This window comes from Streptomyces regalis (genome assembly GCF_001509475.1).
In the GTDB taxonomy this organism is placed as follows: domain Bacteria; phylum Actinomycetota; class Actinomycetes; order Streptomycetales; family Streptomycetaceae; genus Streptomyces; species Streptomyces regalis.
Map to the genome: position 1 here is coordinate 34,296 of NZ_LLZG01000414.1, position 15,987 is coordinate 50,282.

Consider the following 15,987-nt stretch of genomic DNA (forward strand, 5'->3'; position numbering starts at 1 on the left):
AACCTCGTCGCGCTGCTTGACCGCCGGTCGGCACTCAACGATGCTGTGTTGCGACACGTGAGATGTGTGCCGTAATGAGCAACATCTGATTCAAGTCTCGACCAGCCGAGGAGTGGCCATGACGCACCAGGTCCGTGCTGTCGTCGCGCGGGGCAAGGGCGCCCCCGTCAGCCTGGAAACGATCATCGTGCCTGACCCGGGTCCGGGTGAGGCGCTGGTGAAGATCGAGGCCTGCGGGGTCTGCCACACCGATCTGCACTATCGCGAGGGCGGCATCAACGACGACTTCCCCTTCCTGCTGGGCCATGAGGCCGCGGGTGTCGTGGAGTCGGTGGGGGAGGGGGTCACCGACGTCGCGCCGGGCGACTTCGTGATCCTCAACTGGCGTGCGGTGTGCGGTCAGTGCCGTGCCTGTCTGCGCGGGGAGTCGTGGTACTGCTTCAACACCCACAACGCCAAGCAGAAGATGACCTTGCTCGACGGCACCGAGTTGTCGCCGGCGCTGGGTATCGGCGCCTTCGCGGAGAAGACGCTGGTCGCCGCCGGGCAGTGCACCAAGGTCGACCCGACCGCATCGGCCGCCGCCGCAGGTCTGCTGGGGTGCGGCGTGATGGCGGGCATCGGCGCGGCCATCAACACCGGCAAGGTCGGCCGGGGTGACTCGGTCGCCGTCATCGGCTGTGGCGGTGTCGGGGTCGCGGCGATCGCCGGGGCGAACCTGGCGGGCGCGGCGAAGGTCATCGCGGTCGACATCGACGACCGCAAGCTGGAGACCGCCGAGAAGCTGGGCGCGACCCACACCGTCAACTCCAAGGAGAACGACGCGGTCGAGGCGATCCGCGAGCTGACCGGCGGCCACGGCGCGGACGTCGTCATCGAGGCGGTCGGCCGCCCGGAGACGTACAAGCAGGCCTTCTACGCCCGCGACCTCGCCGGCACCGTCGTCCTGGTCGGCGTGCCCACCCCCGAGATGAAGCTCGAACTGCCACTGCTGGACGTCTTCGGCCGCGGCGGCTCCCTGAAGTCCTCCTGGTACGGCGACTGCCTGCCCTCCCGCGACTTCCCGATGCTGATCGACCTCTACCTCCAGGGTCGGCTCGACCTGGACGCCTTCGTCACGGAGACGATCGCGCTGGACGAGGTCGAGAAGGCCTTCGAGCGGATGCACCACGGCGACGTGCTGCGCTCGGTGGTGGTCCTCTGATGGCCGCCCGCATCGAACACCTCGTCACCTCCGGGACGTTCTCGCTGGACGGCGGCACCTGGGACGTCGACAACAATGTGTGGATCGTCGGCGACGACAGCGAGGCGATCGTCATCGACGCCGCGCACGACGCCGACGCCATCGCCGAGGCCGTCGGCGACCGGCGCCTCGTCGCGATCGTGTGCACCCACGCGCACAACGACCACATCGACGCCGCGCCCGAACTCGCGGCGCGCACGGGCGCCCCGGTCCTGCTCCACCCGGACGACCTGCCGCTGTGGAAGCAGACCCACCCCGACCGGGCGCCGGACGCCGAACTGGCCGACGGCCAGGGCATCTCGGTGGCCGGCGTCGAGCTCACCGTGGTGCACACACCGGGCCACGCCCCCGGGGCGGTCTGCCTGCACGCCCCGGCCCTCACCGCGCTCTTCAGCGGTGACACGCTGTTCGCCGGCGGGCCAGGGGCGACAGGGCGGTCGTACAGCCACTTCCCGACCATCGTCGAGTCGATCCGGGACCGGCTGCTGACGCTGCCCGCAGAGACTGTCGTGCACACCGGACACGGGGACACGACCAGCATCGCCGCCGAGGCCCCGCACCTCCAGGAGTGGATCGACCGCGGCTTCTGACGCCCCCTGGCGACCTGTTGAGCGCCCGCCCTCGGCTCGCGGCCACCGCGAGCCGATGCGGCGGGCTGTTGTTGTTCTATGTGAGTTGAGTTTTCCATCGCGCAACGAAATCAGCGGCCCAGAGTGCCCTCTGCATACCTTGACAAGGGTTCAGGGCGACCTCAGACTGATGTTGCGCTTACCGCAATCCGTTTCGCTATACGCACCCGAGGTGTCATGATGATTCCCGCGTGCCGTCTTGAGGATCTCCCCCAGGGCGAGGCCCACCGGCTCGACATCGATCCGCCGGTTTCGGTGTTCCACACCGACGACGGTGAACTCTTTGCCATCGACGACACCTGCACCCACCAGGACGCGTCGCTCGCCGACGGCTGGCTGGAGGGCTGCGAGGTGGAATGCCCGCTGCATGCCTCCAAGTTCGACCTGAGGACCGGCGCGGTCGACGCCCCGCCGGCCAAGCTCCCGGTCCGGACGCACGAGGTCGTCGTCGAGGACGGCATGATCTACGTCCGGCTGTCCACCGACGCGCCCAACCTGCCGCCCTGCATCTCGGCCCGGCTCGCCGGGGGTCCCGCGTGAGGACGGTCGCCGTGGTCGGCGCCTCGCTGGCCGGCCTGTCGGCGGCGCGCTCACTGCGCAAGCAGGGCTACGACGGCCGGCTGGTCGTCATCGGAGACGAACTCCACCGCCCGTACGACAGGCCTCCGCTGTCCAAGGAGTTCCTGGCCGGCACGCTCGGTGAGGCCGAACTCGCCTTGGAGTCCGACGGCGAGGACCTGCGGGCGGAGTGGCTGCTCGGCGTCCGTGCCACCGGGCTCGACCACGCGGCACGTACCCTGCGGCTCGCCGACGGGCGGGAGGTGCAGGCCGACGGCGTCGTCATCGCGACGGGCGCCGCGGCACGCACGCTGCCCGGCTCCGAGGGGCTGGCCGGAGTGCACACCCTGCGCACCCTGGACGACGCCCGCGCCCTGCGGGACGAACTGTCCCGCGGAGGACGGCTGGTGGTGATCGGCGGAGGCTTCATCGGAGCCGAGGTCGCCTCCACCGCCTACACCCTCGGCCTCGACGTGACCGTCGTCGAGGCCGCCCCGACACCGCTCGCCGGACCGCTCGGCGAGACCATGGGAGCCATCGTCTCCGCTCTCCACGCCGACCACGGCGTACGGCTGGAGTGCGGTGTGGGCGTCAAGGGGCTGAGCGGGGAGACCCGCGTCGACGCCGTCCTGCTGGAGGACGGGCGCAGCATCCCCGCCGACATCGTCGTCGTCGGTGTGGGCGCACGCCCGAACGTCGAGTGGCTGGAAGGATCCGGCATCGCCCTCGACAACGGCGTCAAGTGCGGCGCCGACGGCCGCACCAGCCTGGCCGGCGTGGTCGCGGTCGGCGACTGTGCCAACTGGTACGACCCGCGCGCGGGTCACCATCGCCGCGTCGAGCACTGGACCGGCGCACGGGAACGGCCCGACGCCGCGGTCGCCACCCTGCTGGCGGGCGGTGCGGTGGAACCGGGGGTGCCCCGGCCGCCGTACTTCTGGTCCGACCAGTACGGTGTGAAGATCCAGTTCGCGGGTCACGCGGTCGGCGCGGACACCGTCACCGTCGAGGCCGGCACCGCGGACGACCGCGACGTCCTGGCCGTCTACCGGCGGGCCGGGAGCCCGGTCGCCGTGCTCGGGATGAACCAGCCGCGGCTGTTCACGCGCTGGCGCAAGCAGCTCGCCGCCACCGCGTCCTGATACCGCCGCATCTTGACCCCGCCGGCATCTTGACACCGCCCCAGCGGCATCCCATGCTGCGGTTGCATATAGCACGCAGCGTTGCTCTATACACAACACCGTCCGGAGTCGCTCTTCCCGGCGCGTGAATGACCCCTCCACGACGTTCTCCCGAGGAGTGCACCGTGACCTCGACCAGCCTGCCGGACAGCCTGATCGCCACTCTCCCCGGCTCCTCCTACACGGACCCGGAGTTCTTCGCCCAAGAGCAGGAGCACATATTCGAGACCATGTGGTTCTGCGTCGCGCGGGCCTCCGAGTTGGCCAAGCCCGGCGCCTTCCGCACCGTCGACGTGGGCCGCGAGAGCATCCTCGTCACCCGGGCCAGGGACAACGGCATCCGTGCGTACTTCAACGTGTGCCGGCACCGCGGCGCCAAGCTCTGCACCGAGGAGACCGGCGAGGTCAAGCGGGCCTTCCAGTGCCCGTACCACGCCTGGACGTACGACCTGAACGGCAAGCTCGTCGCGGCGCCCAACCTCACCAAGATGCCCGACGTGGGCCGTACCGAGTACGGACTGGTGAGCGTGGCCGTGCGCGAGTGGCTCGGCTATGTGTGGGTCTGTCTCGCGGAGAACCCGCCCTCCTTCGAGGAGGACGTCATCGGGGAGATCGTCGCCCGCCTCGGCGACGTCGAGTCGATCGAGCGCTACGACATCGACAACCTCTCCGTCGGCAAGCGGATCGTCTACGACGTGAAGGCGAACTGGAAGCTCATCATCGAGAACTTCATGGAGTGCTACCACTGCGCCACGATCCACCCCGAACTCACCGAGGTGCTCCCGGACACTGCGCCACGATCCACCCCGAACTCACCGAGGTGCTCCCGGAGTTCGCGGACGGCTACGCCGCCCAGTACTACGTGGGTCACGGCGCGGAGTTCGGTGACGAGGTCCAGGGCTTCACCGTCGACGGCTCGGAGGGGCTGGACCGCATTCCCGGGGTCGCCGACGACCAGGACCGCCGCTACTACGCGATCACCGTCCGGCCGCAGGTCTTCATCAATCTCGTGCCCGACCACGTGATCTTCCACCGGATGTACCCGGTGTCCGTGGACCGCACGATCGTCGAGTGCGACTGGCTGTACCTCCCGCACGTCGTCGAGAGCGGCAAGGACGTCAGCCGGTCCGTGGAACTCTTCCACCGGGTCAACCAGCAGGACTTCGACGCCTGCGAGCGCACTCAGCCCGGAATGAGTTCGCGGATGTATGCCAAGGGTGGCGTGCTGGTGCCCAGCGAGCACCACATCGGCGCGTTTCACGACTGGGTGAACGAGCGCCTCGGCACCCCCCAGGGGTGACTCAGCCCAGGTAGCCCATCCGGTGGCTGATCTCCTGGGCGCCCTTGAGCAGCACGGGGGAGAGCTCGTGCAGGCGCTCCTCGGTGAGCCGGTAGCCGGGCCCGGAGGCGCTCAGCGCCGCGATGACGTCGCCGTCCCGGTTGCGGACCGGGGCGGCCATCGCGTGCAGACCGACCTCCAACTCCTCCAGGGTGAAGGCGTAGCCGCGCTCCCGCGCCTCGGCGAGGTTCTTCTCGAGCTTCGTCTTGGCGGTGATGGTGCGCGGGGTGACCTTCTTCATGCCGACGGAGGACAGCAGCGCGGCGCGCTCCTTGCTGGGCAGATGCGCCAGCAGGATCTTGCCGCTGGAGGTGGCGTGCAGGGGAGTCAGCTGGCCGACCCAGTTGTGCGCGGTGATGGCTCCGGGACCGCGCACCTGGTACAGGTTGATCGCGTAGTGCTCCTGCATGACGGCGATGTTGACGGTCTCGCCGAGCTCCTCGGCGAGACGTTCGCAGACCGGCCGGCCCTGCTGGGTGATGTCGATACGGCCGGTGACGGCGCCCGCCAGGCGGACGATGCCGAAGCCGAGCCGGTACTTGCCGCGCTCGCCGGCCTGCTCCACCAGACCGCGTGCCTCCAGCGCGCCGAGCAGCCTGAAGGCGGTCGACTTGTGCACCTCGATCTCGCCCGCCACCTCGCTCACGCCCGCCTCACCACGCTGAGCGAGGATCTCCAGGACGCTGATGGCGCGGTCCACCGACTGCACGCCGCCGGCATGTGAATTCGACGTTTCCGTGTCAGGGCTGTAGTTGCTCACAGTGAAACTATACGCGTAGTAAACAACACCACTGCAAGTAACGCCGCTGAAATCAAGATCCTGAAGTTGCGCTGTTCGCAACCTGGTGCGTATGACGCGACCGGGTCTAGCATGCCTCGCATATCTACGGCGCGAGCGAGACGAGGCACCATGGCTCCTGTGCAATACGACTTCGTCATCGTCGGTGGCGGTTCGGCCGGCAGTGCACTGGCGAACCGGCTCTCCGCGGACCCGGCCAACCGGGTGCTGGTCCTGGAGGCCGGCCGGTCGGACTATCCGTGGGATGTCTTCATCCACATGCCCGCGGCGCTGACCTACCCCATCGGCAGCCGGTTCTACGACTGGAAGTACGAGTCCGAGCCCGAGCCCCACATGGGCGGCCGGCGCGTCTACCACGCGCGCGGCAAGGTGCTGGGCGGCTCCAGCAGCATCAACGGCATGATCTTCCAGCGCGGCAACCCCATGGACTACGAGCGCTGGGCCGCCGATCCCGGCATGGAGACCTGGGACTACGCGCACTGTCTGCCGTACTTCCGGCGTATGGAGAACTGTCTGGCGGCCGATCCTGACGACGAGTTCCGCGGCCACGACGGCCCCCTCGTCCTCGAACGGGGCCCGGCGTCCAACCCCCTCTTCGATGCCTTCCTCAAGGCCACGCAGGAAGCGGGTTACGCGCCCACGGACGACGTCAACGGCTACCGGCAGGAAGGTTTCGCCAAGTTCGACCGGAATGTCCATCGCGGGCGCCGGCTCTCGGCGTCGAAGGCGTATCTCAAGCCCGCGATGAAGCGGCCGAACCTCACCGTCAGGACCCGCTCCCTGGTCACCCGCGTCCTCTTCGAGGGCAAGCGCGCCGTAGGTGTCGAGTACCAGCGCGGCCGGGGCGCACTCCAGCAGGTCCGCGCCAAGGAGGTCATCCTCTGCGGCGGCGCCATCAACTCCCCGCAGCTGCTCCAGCTCTCGGGTGTCGGCAACGCCGAGGAACTGCGCGCGCTCGGCATCGACGTCGTCCACGACCTCCCCGGCGTCGGCGAGAACATGCAGGACCACCTGGAGGTGTACATCCAGTACGCCTGCAAGCAACCCGTCTCCATGCAGCCGTACCTGGCGAAGTGGCGGGCCCCCTTCATCGGCCTGCAGTGGCTGTTCCGGAAGGGCCCGGCCGCGACCAACCACTTCGAGGCCGGCGGCTTCGCCCGCAGCAACGAGGACGTGGACTACCCCAACCTGATGTTCCACTTCCTGCCCATCGCGGTCCGTTACGACGGTTCCGTGCCGGCCGGCGGCCACGGTTACCAGGTGCACGTCGGGCCCATGTACTCCGACGCCATCGGTTCGGTGAAGATCAAGAGCAGGGATCCGCGCGAGCACCCGGCCCTGCGCTTCAACTACCTCTCCACCGAGCAGGACCGCCGCGAGTGGGTCGAGGCGATCCGGGTGGCCCGCAAGCTTCTCAACCAGCCCGCGCTCGCCCCCTACAACGACGGGGAGGTCTCACCCGGACCATCGGTGGAGACCGACGAGGAGATCCTCGCGTGGGTGGCCAAGGACGGCGAGACGGCCCTGCACCCGTCCTGCACCTGCAAGATGGGCACCGACGACATGGCGGTCGTCGACCCCACCAGCATGCAGGTGCACGGCGTGGAGGGCCTGCGCGTGGTGGACGCGTCGGTGATGCCCTACGTCACCAACGGCAACATCTATGCTCCCGTGATGATGATCGCCGAAAAGGCCGCCGACCTCATTCTCGGCAAGGAACCGCAGGCGCCCTCGAAGGCCGCGTACTACCGCCACCGTGACGTCCAGAAGCAGGCGGAGTAGGAGTTGGGTGCCACAGGACTCCGGGCGCTGCTGAACAGCGTCCGCTACGAGGTGCTGCCCGCGAAGGCGACCGAGGACAAGGTCCTCGCCCATGTCCCGCGCGACGTCGTCGTCACTGTGACGGCGTCTCCGGTCAAGGGCCTGGAGCCGACCCTCGACCTCGCCGGCCGGCTCGCAGCGCACGGCTACCGGGTCGTTCCGCACGTGCCGGCGCGGTTGCTGCGGGACGACGTGCACCTGAAGGAGGTCACGGCCCGGCTCCGCGAGTCCGGCGTGGACGACGTCTTCGTCCCCGCCGGCGACTCCGACCCGCCGGCCGGGGTCTACGACGGGGCCCTGCCAGTGCTGCGCGGGCTGAGCGAGCTGGGCAGACCCTTCGCCCGTGTCGGCGTCACCGGCTACCCCGAGAGTCATCCGATCATCCACGACGACATCACCATCCAGGCGATGTGGGACAAGCGCGAGCACGCCACCTACATCGTGAGCAACTTGTGCTTCGACCCGCGGGTGCTGGGGGAGTGGCTCGTTCGTATACGGCGCCGGGACATCACCCTGCCGGTCCATGTGGGCGTCGCGGGGCCCGTGCAGCGGGCGAAGCTGCTGGCGATGGCCACGAAGATCGGGGTGGGGGAGTCGACGCGCTTCCTGACGAAACACGCTTCGTGGTTCGTGCGTTTCGCGGCTCCCGGTGGGTATGCGCCCGAACGGCTGCTGACCCGCACGGAGGAGGCCCTCACCGCACCCTCGGCGGGGGTGGCGGGCCTGCACCTGTTCACGTTCAACCAGATCGCCGAGACGGAGCGGTGGCGCCGCGCGCTGCTGGACCGGTTGGGCGGCTGAACCGGGAGAAGGATGACAACAGACACCGAATGGCAGCTGACCCGAACCTTCACCAGCACCTCGGGTGACGTCCGCTGGGACCGGCTGGGGCACGCCGGCCGGCCCCCGGTCGTCCTGCTGCACGGCACGCCGTTCTCGTCGTACGTCTGGCGTGCCGTGGCCCGCTCGCTCGCCCGTGACCATCAGGTGTTCGTCTGGGACATGCCCGGCTACGGCACCTCCGAGAAGGCCGCGGGACAGGAGGTGTCCCTGGCCGCCCAGGGCCGCGTCTTCACCGAACTCCTGGGCCACTGGGGCCTGGAGCGACCGCTCGTGGTCGCCCACGACTTCGGCGGTGCCGTCGCTTTGCGGGCGCATCTCCTGCACGGCACCACCTACCGGGCCCTCGCGCTGGTCGATCCGGTTGCGCTGGCACCGTGGGGTTCCCCGTTCTTCCGGCTGGTCGGCGAGCACTCCGAGGTCTTCGAACAGTTGCCCTCCGTACTCCACCGCGCCCTGGTGCGCGAGTACGTCGGTTCCGCCAGCAGCCGGGGGCTTCACCCCGCGGTCCTCGACCGACTCGTCGAGCCCTGGTTGAACGACCCCGGCCAGGCTGCCTTCTACCGGCAGATCGCCCAGGCCGACCAGCGCTACACCGACGAGATCCAGGGCCGGTACGGCGAGATCGGCATCCCCGTGCTCGTCTGCTGGGGCGAGGACGACACCTGGATCCCGGTGGCGAAGGGGCGTGAGCTCGCCGCTCTCGTCCCCGGCGCGCGGTTCGAACCCATCTCCGGCGCGGGCCACCTCGTCCAGGAGGACGCCCCCGCGGAGCTCACGGCCGCGCTCATCGCGTTTCTCCAGCAGCCCCTGTGACCTGGTTCGGTGCTCCCGGCGCCGTATACGACAAGGGCGGGACCGGATGCCGGTCCCGCCCCCCTGCGCGTGCGGCTCAGCGGAAGACCACCGTGCGGTTGCCGTCCACCATCACGCGGCTCTCGCTGTGCCACTTCACCGCGTGTGCGAGGACCTGCGCCTCGACGTCCCGCCCGACCGTCACCAGGTCGCCGGGGTCGAGCGAGTGGTCCACGCGGACCACGTCCTGCTCGATGATCTGCCCCTCGTCCAGGTCAGAGGTCACATAGTGCGCCGTCGCGCCGACCAGCTTGACTCCGCGCTGGTAGGCCTGGTCGTAGGGGCGTGCGCCCTTGAAGCTGGGGAGGAAGGAGTGGTGGATGTTGATGGCGCGGCCCTCCAGCTCCTTGCACAGGTCGTCGGAGAGAACCTGCATGTAGCGGGCCAGCACCACCAGGTCGACGTCCAGCTCACGCACGAGCTCCATCAGCCGTGCCTCGGCATCGGGCTTGGTGTCCTTGGTCACCGGGATGTGGTGGAAGGGGACGCCGTACGTCTCCGCGAGCTTCTCGAAGTCGCGGTGGTTGGAGACGATCGCCGGGATCTCGATGTTGAGGGCGCCGGTGCGCCGGCGGAACAGCAGGTCGTTCAGGCAGTGGCCGAACTTCGACACCATGATCAGCGTCCGGGTCGGCGTGGCCGCTTCGTTCAGGGTCCAGGAGATGCCGTAGGCCTGGGCCACGGGACCGAACCGGTAACGCAGGCTTTCCGCCTTGACGTTCGGGTCGGAAACGTCGAAGTGGACCCGCATGAAGAAGCGGCCTTGAAGTCGGTCGTCGAACTGCTGGCTTTCCAGAATGTTTCCGGAGTTCCTGACGAGGAAGCCGCTCACGGCGTGAACCAGCCCCGCGCTGTCAGGACAGGAGAGGGTGAGGACGTACTCACGGCCAGGTTGCGGGCGAGGGGACATGTGCGGCCTCCGTCGGTGCGCATTGCACAACAAGGTGAGCGATACGCAACATGGTCGGCTCGGTGCCGCCTGTGGTCAAGGGTGGGCGGGTAACGTTACGCATGGTGAAATCGTCATCCGCCAACCTCTTGACGTCGGTCTGTCCATTCGCCACTGTGTTCCACCACAAGCAATACGGTGCACGATGCGCAACGAATTTCCATGGAAAGGCTCGTCGCGTGGCAGACCTGTATGTGGATGGCGAATGGCGGGACCCGGTCGCCGGTGGGCACCGGGACATCCGGTGCCCCGCCGACGGCACGCTCGCGGCGACGGTATCGGAGGCGACACGCCCCGACAGCGAGGCGGCGATCGCCGCGGCCCGCCGCGCCTTCGACGCGGGGCACTGGCCGAACACCCCCGAGCGTGAGCGCGGCGCACTGCTGCTGCGCACCGCCGACATCATCGAGCGCGACGCCAAGGCGTTCGCCCGCGCCGAGTCCCTGGACACCGGCAAGCGGCTGGTGGAGAGCGAGTACGACATCGCCGACGTCGTCTCCTGCTTCCGCCACTACGGCGGCCTCGCGGGTACCGACGCCGGCCGCGTGATCGACACCGGCCGCGACGACGCCGTGAGCCGCGTCGTCTACGAGCCGGTCGGTGTGTGCGGGCTCATCACCCCCTGGAACTACCCGCTGCTGCAGGCGAGCTGGAAGGTCGCCCCGGCGCTGCTCGCCGGCAACACGATCGTCCTCAAGCCCAGCGAGCTCACCCCCTCCAGCTCGATCCTGCTGGTGAAGGCACTGGAGGAGGCCGGGCTCCCCGCCGGCGTCGCCAACCTCGTCCTGGGCACCGGCCCCGAGGTGGGCGCACCGCTCTCCGAGGACCCCGCCGTGGACATGGTCTCCTTCACCGGGGGCCTGGAGACCGGCAAGCGGATCATGGCCACCGCCGCCGCGACCGTGAAGAAGGTCGCGCTGGAGCTGGGCGGCAAGAACCCCAATGTCGTCTTCGCCGACGCCGACTTCGAGACGGCCGTAGACTTCGCCCTCACAGCCGTGTTCCTGCACTCGGGGCAGGTCTGCTCGGCCGGCGCCCGGCTGATCGTCGAGGACTCCCTGCACGACCGGTTCGTCGACGAGGTCGTCCGCCGGGCCCGGCAGATCCGGCTCGGCGGCCCCTTCGACGCCGACGCCGAGACGGGAGCGCTGATCTCCGCACAGCACCTGGCGAAGGTCGACGCCTACGTCGCCGCGGGGATCGCCGAGGGCGCCGTACTACGCTGCGGCGGTACACGGCCGGACGATCCCGCGCTGGCAGGCGGCCACTACTATCCGCCGACCGTGCTCGACGAGTGCACACAGGACATGCGCGTGGTGCACGAGGAGTCCTTCGGACCCGTACTGACCATCGAGCGCTTCACCGACGAGGACGATGCCGTCCGCATCGCCAACGACACCGAGTACGGGCTCGCCGGAGCCGTGTGGACGCAGGACGCGGGCAGGGCCCAGCGGGTCGCCCGGCGGCTGCGCCACGGCACGGTGTGGATCAACGACTACCACCCCTACGTGCCGCAAGCGGAATGGGGTGGCTTCGGGCACTCGGGCGTGGGCCGGGAGCTGGGACCGACCGGCCTGAACGAGTACCGAGAGCCCAAGCACATCTGGCAGAACATCCAACCCCGGCCGCAGCACTGGTTCCGCGGCTGAACGCCGAAAGAAGGTCGAACGTGACCACACAGACCGAGGTGCCGCAGCGGCGCGGCACGCCCCAGGACTCGGGCTCCACCCCGGTCATATCCGTGCGCAGGCTGTGGAAGGTGTTCGGGCCGAAGGCCGACCAGGTTCCGGACTCCGAGGAGCTGTGCGGCCTCACCCGCCGCGAGCTCATGGACCGCACCGGATGCACCGCCGCCGTACGCGACGTCCACTTCGACGTCTCGCCCGGCGAGGTCTTCGTCGTCATGGGCCTGTCCGGCTCCGGCAAGTCCACGCTGGTGCGATGTCTGACCCGGCTGATCGAACCCACCGCCGGTGAGGTCGTCTTCGAGGGCGAGGACATCCGCCAGGCCGACGACAAACGCCTGCGCGACCTGCGCCGCCGCAAGTTCTCCATGGTCTTCCAGCACTTCGGTCTGCTGCCCCACCGCCGCGTCGTGGACAACGTGGCGTTCGGCCTGGAGATCCGCGGCATGGGCAGGGCCGAGCGCACCAAGCGGGCCCAGGAGGTCGTCGAGCTGGTCGGCCTCGAGGGCTACGAGAACTCCTACCCCGACCAGCTGTCCGGCGGCATGCAGCAGCGCGTGGGCCTCGCCCGGGCGCTGGCCGGCGACCCGGACGTGCTCTTCTTCGACGAGCCGTTCTCCGCGCTCGACCCGATGATCCGCCGTGACATGCAGAACGAGGTCATCCGCCTGCACCACGAGGTCGGCAAGACGATGGTGTTCATCACCCACGACCTCTCCGAGGCCCTCAAGCTGGGCGACCGCATCCTGATCATGCGCGACGGCAAGATGGTCCAGTGCGGCACCGGCGACGAGCTCGTCGGCGCCCCGGCGGACGACTACGTCCGCGAATTCGTCAAGGACGTGCCGCGCGGCGACGTGCTCACCCTGCGCTGGATCATGCGCCCGCCGGCGGACGGGGACGCCCTGGACGGCCCCGAGCTCGGCCCGGACGTCGTGGTGAAGGAGGCCACCCGGGCGGTGCTCGCGGCCGACAAGCCGGTCAAGGTCGTCGAGAACGGCAAGCTGCTCGGCATCGTCGGCGACGAGGAGATCCTCGCGGTGGTCGCCGGGCAGGAAGGCGGCGCGTGATGACCGTCGCCGTGGAGAAGACCGAGAAACCGCAGAAGACCGGGGCCGTCAAGCCGCCCGCTCCCGCCAAGAGCGTGCGCAAGGTCAGCCGGTCCATGCTGGTCGGCGCCATCCTGGTCGTCTGGCTGGTGCTGTTCGTCGTCCTGCGCGGCAAGCAGACACTCGCCCTCGCGGCGGCCGACCTGACCGACCTGCACCGCTGGTTCAACGACGTCAACGACTCGATCGGCGCGAACCGCAACTCCAATCCGCTGTTCCTGTACTTCTTCAACGAGATCCGCCTGGTCATCGACTCCCTGGTGACCTTCGTCCAGGAGCTGATCTCCCAGCCGTCCGCCGACCGGCCCGTCCCGCAGATCGGCTGGCTCGGCGTCGTCGGCATCGCCGGCTATGTCTCCTGGGCCGTGGGCAACTGGCGGGTCGCGCTGCTGGCGGTGGCCGGCTTCACCTTCCTGGGCCTTCAGGGCCTGTGGCAGGAGAGCATGGACACCCTGGCGCTCACCGTCTCCGCCGTCTTCGTGGCGCTGGTGATCGCGATCCCGCTGGGCGTGTGGGCGGGGCTGTCCGACCGGTTCAACCGGTTCGTGACGCCCTTCCTGGACCTCATGCAGACCATGCCGACCTTCGTCTACCTGGCCCCGCTGACGCTGTTCTTCCAGATCGGCCCGGCCTCCGCCACGATCGCCACGTTGATCTACGCGGCGCCGCCGACGATCCGCATCACCGCGCACGCCATCCGCTCCGTCCCGGAGACGACGGTGGAGGCAGCCGACTCGCTGGGTGCCACGCGACGGCAGTCCCTCATGAAGGTCCTGCTGCCGATGTCCAAGCGGACCGTGGTGATGGGCGTCAACCAGACCATCATGGCCGCCCTGGCCATGGTGACCATCGCCGCCCTGATCGACGCGCCCGGCCTCGGCAAGACCGTCGTCCAGGCACTCCAGACACTCGACGTCGGCACGGCCTTCAACGCGGGTCTGGCCATCGTCGTCATGGCCATCGTGCTGGACCGGGTCACCACCGCGGCGAGCGCACGCGAGGAGGCCGCCCGCCGCTCGAAGAACCGCTTCATCACCTGGCGACGCCCGCTGCTGGCGGCAGGTGCGGCGGTCACGGCGGTCCTGGCCTATCTGTCCCACACCTATCTGTGGGCCGCGGAGTTCCCCGGCGAGGGGAGCACCGGCAGCACCATCAGGAGCACGGCGGACAGCGTGACCACCTGGGTGCAGGACAACCTCTCGGGCGTCACCAACGCCTTCCGGGACGCCCTCACCAACAGTCTGCTCAACCCGTTCCAGGCGCTGCTCACGGACTCCCCGTGGTGGCTCGTCGGCGCGGCACTGATCGCGCTCGCCGTCGTCCTCGGCGGCTGGCGCGCCGGTATCACCACGGCTGTCTGCGTGGGTCTGCTGGTCGGCACCGGCGTGTGGTCGGACGGCATGACGACGCTGGCGTCCACCCTTGTCGCCACGGTGCTCGTGATGCTGCTCGGCGTCGTCTTCGGCGTCTGGATGGGACGCAGCGCGCTGGTGGACCGGCTGATCCGGCCCACCCTGGACGCGGCACAGGTCATGCCGCCGTTCGTCTATCTCGTGCCGTTCCTCGCGCTGTTCGGCGCGACCCGCTTCACGGCGATCGTCGCGGCCATCGTCTACGCGGCCCCCGTCGCCATGAAGATCATCGCGGACGGGGTGCGGAACGTGCCCGCGACGACCGTGGAGGCGGCCACCTCCGCCGGGTGCAACACCTGGCAGATCATCACCAAGGTCCAACTGCCGATGGCACGCGGCGCCCTGACTCTCGCGACCAACCAGGGCCTGATCTACGTGCTGTCGATGGTTGTGGTGGGCGGCCTGGTAGGAGCGGGCGCCCTCGGCTACGACGTCGTGGCCGGTTTCTCACAGGGGCAGTTGTTCGGGAAGGGGCTCGCCGCAGGGCTCGCCATCGTCCTTCTCGGAGTCATGTTCGACCGGATCACTCAGGCAGCGGCGCGGCGTACCAGCGCGTAAGGAGCAACTGAACCATGGCAAGGCAAGCAAGACAGTGGAGAGTCGGCGCGGCCGGCATAGCGGTCCTCGGCCTCACCCTCACCGCCTGCGGTGGTGCGAAGGTCGGTGACTCCTCGGATGCCGGCGGCTCGGGCGGCTCCGGCAAGTGCGGCACCTTCAACCTCGCGGTCAACCCGTGGGTGGGCTACGAGGCCAACGCGGCCGTCATCGCGTACGTCGCGGAGCAGGACCTCGGTTGCAAGGTCACCAAGAAGGACCTCAAGGAAGAGATCGCCTGGCAGGGCTTCGGGACGGGTGAGGTCGACGCCGTCGTCGAGAACTGGGGCCACGACGACCTGAAGAAGAAGTACATCACCGACCAGAAGACCGCCGTCGACGCCGGTGCGACCGGCAACGAAGGTCTCATCGGCTGGTACGTGCCGCCGTGGCTGGCCAAGGAGCACCCGGACATCCTCGACTGGAACAACCTCGACAAGTACGCGGCCGAGTTCAAGACGTCGGAGTCCGGCGGCAAGGGTCAACTCCTCGACGGTGACCCGTCGTTCGTCACCAATGACGAGGCCCTGGTGAAGAACCTGAAGCTGGACTTCAAGGTCGTGTACGCGGGCAGCGAGACCGCCCTCATCCAGGCCTTCCGCAAGGCGGAGAAGGACAAGGAATGGGTGATCGGCTACTTCTACGAGCCGCAGTGGTTCATGTCCGAGGTGCCGCTGAAGAAGGTCAAGCTGCCCGAGTACAAGACGGGCTGTGACGCCGACGCCGAGAAGGTGAACTGCGACTACCCCGTGTACAAGCTGGACAAGATCGTCAGCGCGAAGTTCGCCAAGTCGGGCAGCCCCGCCTATGACCTGGTGAAGAACTTCACCTGGACCAACGACGACCAGAACACCGTGGCCAAGTACATCGCGGTGGACAAGATGACCCCCGAGGCGGCGGCCAAGAAGTGGGTCGAGGCCAACCGCGACAAGGTGGACGCCTGGATCAAGTAGGCCCTTCTCGGATGCCCGGT

14 protein-coding genes and 1 pseudogene are annotated in these 15,987 nt (G+C 68.8%); 13 read left to right on the forward strand and 2 right to left on the reverse strand.

Annotated features, from left to right (window positions below; all coding sequences use genetic code 11):
• Positions 1-118 precede the first annotated feature (118 nt).
• The 6 genes and pseudogenes from ADL12_RS46945 to ADL12_RS58810 all read left to right on the forward strand — a co-directional run bounded on the left by ADL12_RS46945 (position 119) and on the right by ADL12_RS58810 (position 4,911).
• On the forward strand, positions 119-1,204 hold the full coding sequence (locus tag ADL12_RS46945; RefSeq protein WP_062715114.1) for an S-(hydroxymethyl)mycothiol dehydrogenase: 1,086 nt from the start codon (positions 119-121) through the stop codon (positions 1,202-1,204).
• Entirely contained in the window at positions 1,204-1,833 is a 630-nt protein-coding gene (locus ADL12_RS46950) for an MBL fold metallo-hydrolase (RefSeq protein ID WP_062715116.1), read from the forward strand. Before ADL12_RS46945 ends, ADL12_RS46950 begins: the two co-directional genes overlap by 1 nt.
• 216 nt (positions 1,834-2,049) lie before the next feature.
• Positions 2,050-2,412, forward strand: a complete 363-nt coding sequence (locus ADL12_RS46955; protein WP_062715118.1) for a bifunctional 3-phenylpropionate/cinnamic acid dioxygenase ferredoxin subunit — start codon at positions 2,050-2,052, stop codon at positions 2,410-2,412.
• On the forward strand, positions 2,409-3,572 hold the full coding sequence (locus tag ADL12_RS46960; protein WP_079052669.1) for an NAD(P)/FAD-dependent oxidoreductase: 1,164 nt from the start codon (positions 2,409-2,411) through the stop codon (positions 3,570-3,572). Before ADL12_RS46955 ends, ADL12_RS46960 begins: the two co-directional genes overlap by 4 nt.
• Before the next feature lie 269 nt (positions 3,573-3,841).
• A pseudogene (locus ADL12_RS58805) lies at positions 3,842-4,450 on the forward strand (aromatic ring-hydroxylating oxygenase subunit alpha); the annotation flags it as partial.
• Complete coding sequence (locus tag ADL12_RS58810; RefSeq protein WP_425265224.1) at positions 4,432-4,911, forward strand: SRPBCC family protein; 480 nt, start codon at positions 4,432-4,434, stop codon at positions 4,909-4,911. The pseudogene ADL12_RS58805 and the gene ADL12_RS58810, both read left to right, overlap by 19 nt.
• A 1-nt stretch (position 4,912) precedes the next feature.
• On the opposite strand, the gene ADL12_RS46970 is transcribed toward ADL12_RS58810, so the two are convergent.
• Positions 4,913-5,659 (reverse strand): IclR family transcriptional regulator, encoded by a 747-nt coding sequence (locus ADL12_RS46970; protein ID WP_062715120.1) that lies wholly within the window; start codon positions 5,657-5,659, stop codon positions 4,913-4,915.
• Between the two features lie 201 nt (positions 5,660-5,860).
• Here ADL12_RS46970 and betA point away from each other — a divergent pair, with 201 nt between their 5' ends.
• From betA to ADL12_RS46985, 3 genes are read left to right on the forward strand one after another with little or no spacing between them, the layout of a single operon-like run.
• The gene (gene betA, locus ADL12_RS46975; RefSeq protein ID WP_062715121.1) at positions 5,861-7,531 is read left to right on the forward strand and encodes a choline dehydrogenase; all 1,671 of its coding nucleotides are present in this window, start codon (positions 5,861-5,863) and stop codon (positions 7,529-7,531) included.
• A 3-nt stretch (positions 7,532-7,534) separates the two neighbouring features.
• Positions 7,535-8,371, forward strand: coding sequence for a methylenetetrahydrofolate reductase (locus ADL12_RS46980; protein WP_062715122.1), 837 nt, complete (start codon positions 7,535-7,537; stop codon positions 8,369-8,371).
• Between the two features lie 12 nt (positions 8,372-8,383).
• Positions 8,384-9,226: an alpha/beta fold hydrolase gene (locus ADL12_RS46985; RefSeq protein ID WP_062715124.1), complete on the forward strand. Its 843-nt coding sequence runs from the start codon at positions 8,384-8,386 to the stop codon at positions 9,224-9,226.
• Between the two features lie 76 nt (positions 9,227-9,302).
• Here the strand turns inward: ADL12_RS46985 and purU are convergent, their stop codons facing one another.
• Complete coding sequence (gene purU / locus ADL12_RS46990) at positions 9,303-10,175, reverse strand: formyltetrahydrofolate deformylase (protein WP_062715126.1); 873 nt, start codon at positions 10,173-10,175, stop codon at positions 9,303-9,305.
• A 218-nt stretch (positions 10,176-10,393) separates the two neighbouring features.
• On the opposite strand from purU, the gene ADL12_RS46995 reads away from it, so the two are divergent.
• The 4 genes from ADL12_RS46995 to ADL12_RS47010 are packed head-to-tail and all read left to right on the forward strand — an operon-like array spanning position 10,394 to position 15,967.
• Complete coding sequence (locus tag ADL12_RS46995) at positions 10,394-11,863, forward strand: aldehyde dehydrogenase family protein (protein WP_062715128.1); 1,470 nt, start codon at positions 10,394-10,396, stop codon at positions 11,861-11,863.
• Positions 11,864-11,883: 20 nt separating this feature from the next.
• Positions 11,884-12,969 carry a quaternary amine ABC transporter ATP-binding protein gene (locus ADL12_RS47000; RefSeq protein WP_062715130.1) on the forward strand — a complete coding sequence of 362 codons (1,086 nt, stop codon included), beginning with the start codon at positions 11,884-11,886 and terminating at the stop codon, positions 12,967-12,969.
• The gene (locus ADL12_RS47005; protein ID WP_062715133.1) at positions 12,969-14,978 is read left to right on the forward strand and encodes an ABC transporter permease; all 2,010 of its coding nucleotides are present in this window, start codon (positions 12,969-12,971) and stop codon (positions 14,976-14,978) included. Before ADL12_RS47000 ends, ADL12_RS47005 begins: the two co-directional genes overlap by 1 nt.
• A 14-nt stretch (positions 14,979-14,992) precedes the next feature.
• A complete protein-coding gene (locus tag ADL12_RS47010; RefSeq protein ID WP_062715135.1) occupies positions 14,993-15,967 on the forward strand; it encodes an ABC transporter substrate-binding protein in 975 nt (324 codons plus the stop codon).
• Positions 15,968-15,987: the final 20 nt, after the last annotated feature.

What these genes read in the sequence shown, in the direction of transcription:
- ADL12_RS47010 (WP_062715135.1), top strand. Translation starts at nt 14,993, where the DNA reads ATGGCAAGGCAAGCAAGACAGTGGAGAGTCGGCGCGGCCGGCATAGCG.
- ADL12_RS46985 (WP_062715124.1), top strand. Translation starts at nt 8,384, where the DNA reads ATGACAACAGACACCGAATGGCAGCTGACCCGAACCTTCACCAGCACC.
- ADL12_RS47005 (WP_062715133.1), top strand. Translation starts at nt 12,969, where the DNA reads ATGACCGTCGCCGTGGAGAAGACCGAGAAACCGCAGAAGACCGGGGCC.
- ADL12_RS46945 (WP_062715114.1), top strand. Translation starts at nt 119, where the DNA reads ATGACGCACCAGGTCCGTGCTGTCGTCGCGCGGGGCAAGGGCGCCCCC.
- purU (WP_062715126.1), bottom strand. Translation starts at nt 10,175, where the DNA reads ATGTCCCCTCGCCCGCAACCTGGCCGTGAGTACGTCCTCACCCTCTCC.
- betA (WP_062715121.1), top strand. Translation starts at nt 5,861, where the DNA reads ATGGCTCCTGTGCAATACGACTTCGTCATCGTCGGTGGCGGTTCGGCC.
- ADL12_RS46955 (WP_062715118.1), top strand. Translation starts at nt 2,050, where the DNA reads ATGATGATTCCCGCGTGCCGTCTTGAGGATCTCCCCCAGGGCGAGGCC.
- ADL12_RS46950 (WP_062715116.1), top strand. Translation starts at nt 1,204, where the DNA reads ATGGCCGCCCGCATCGAACACCTCGTCACCTCCGGGACGTTCTCGCTG.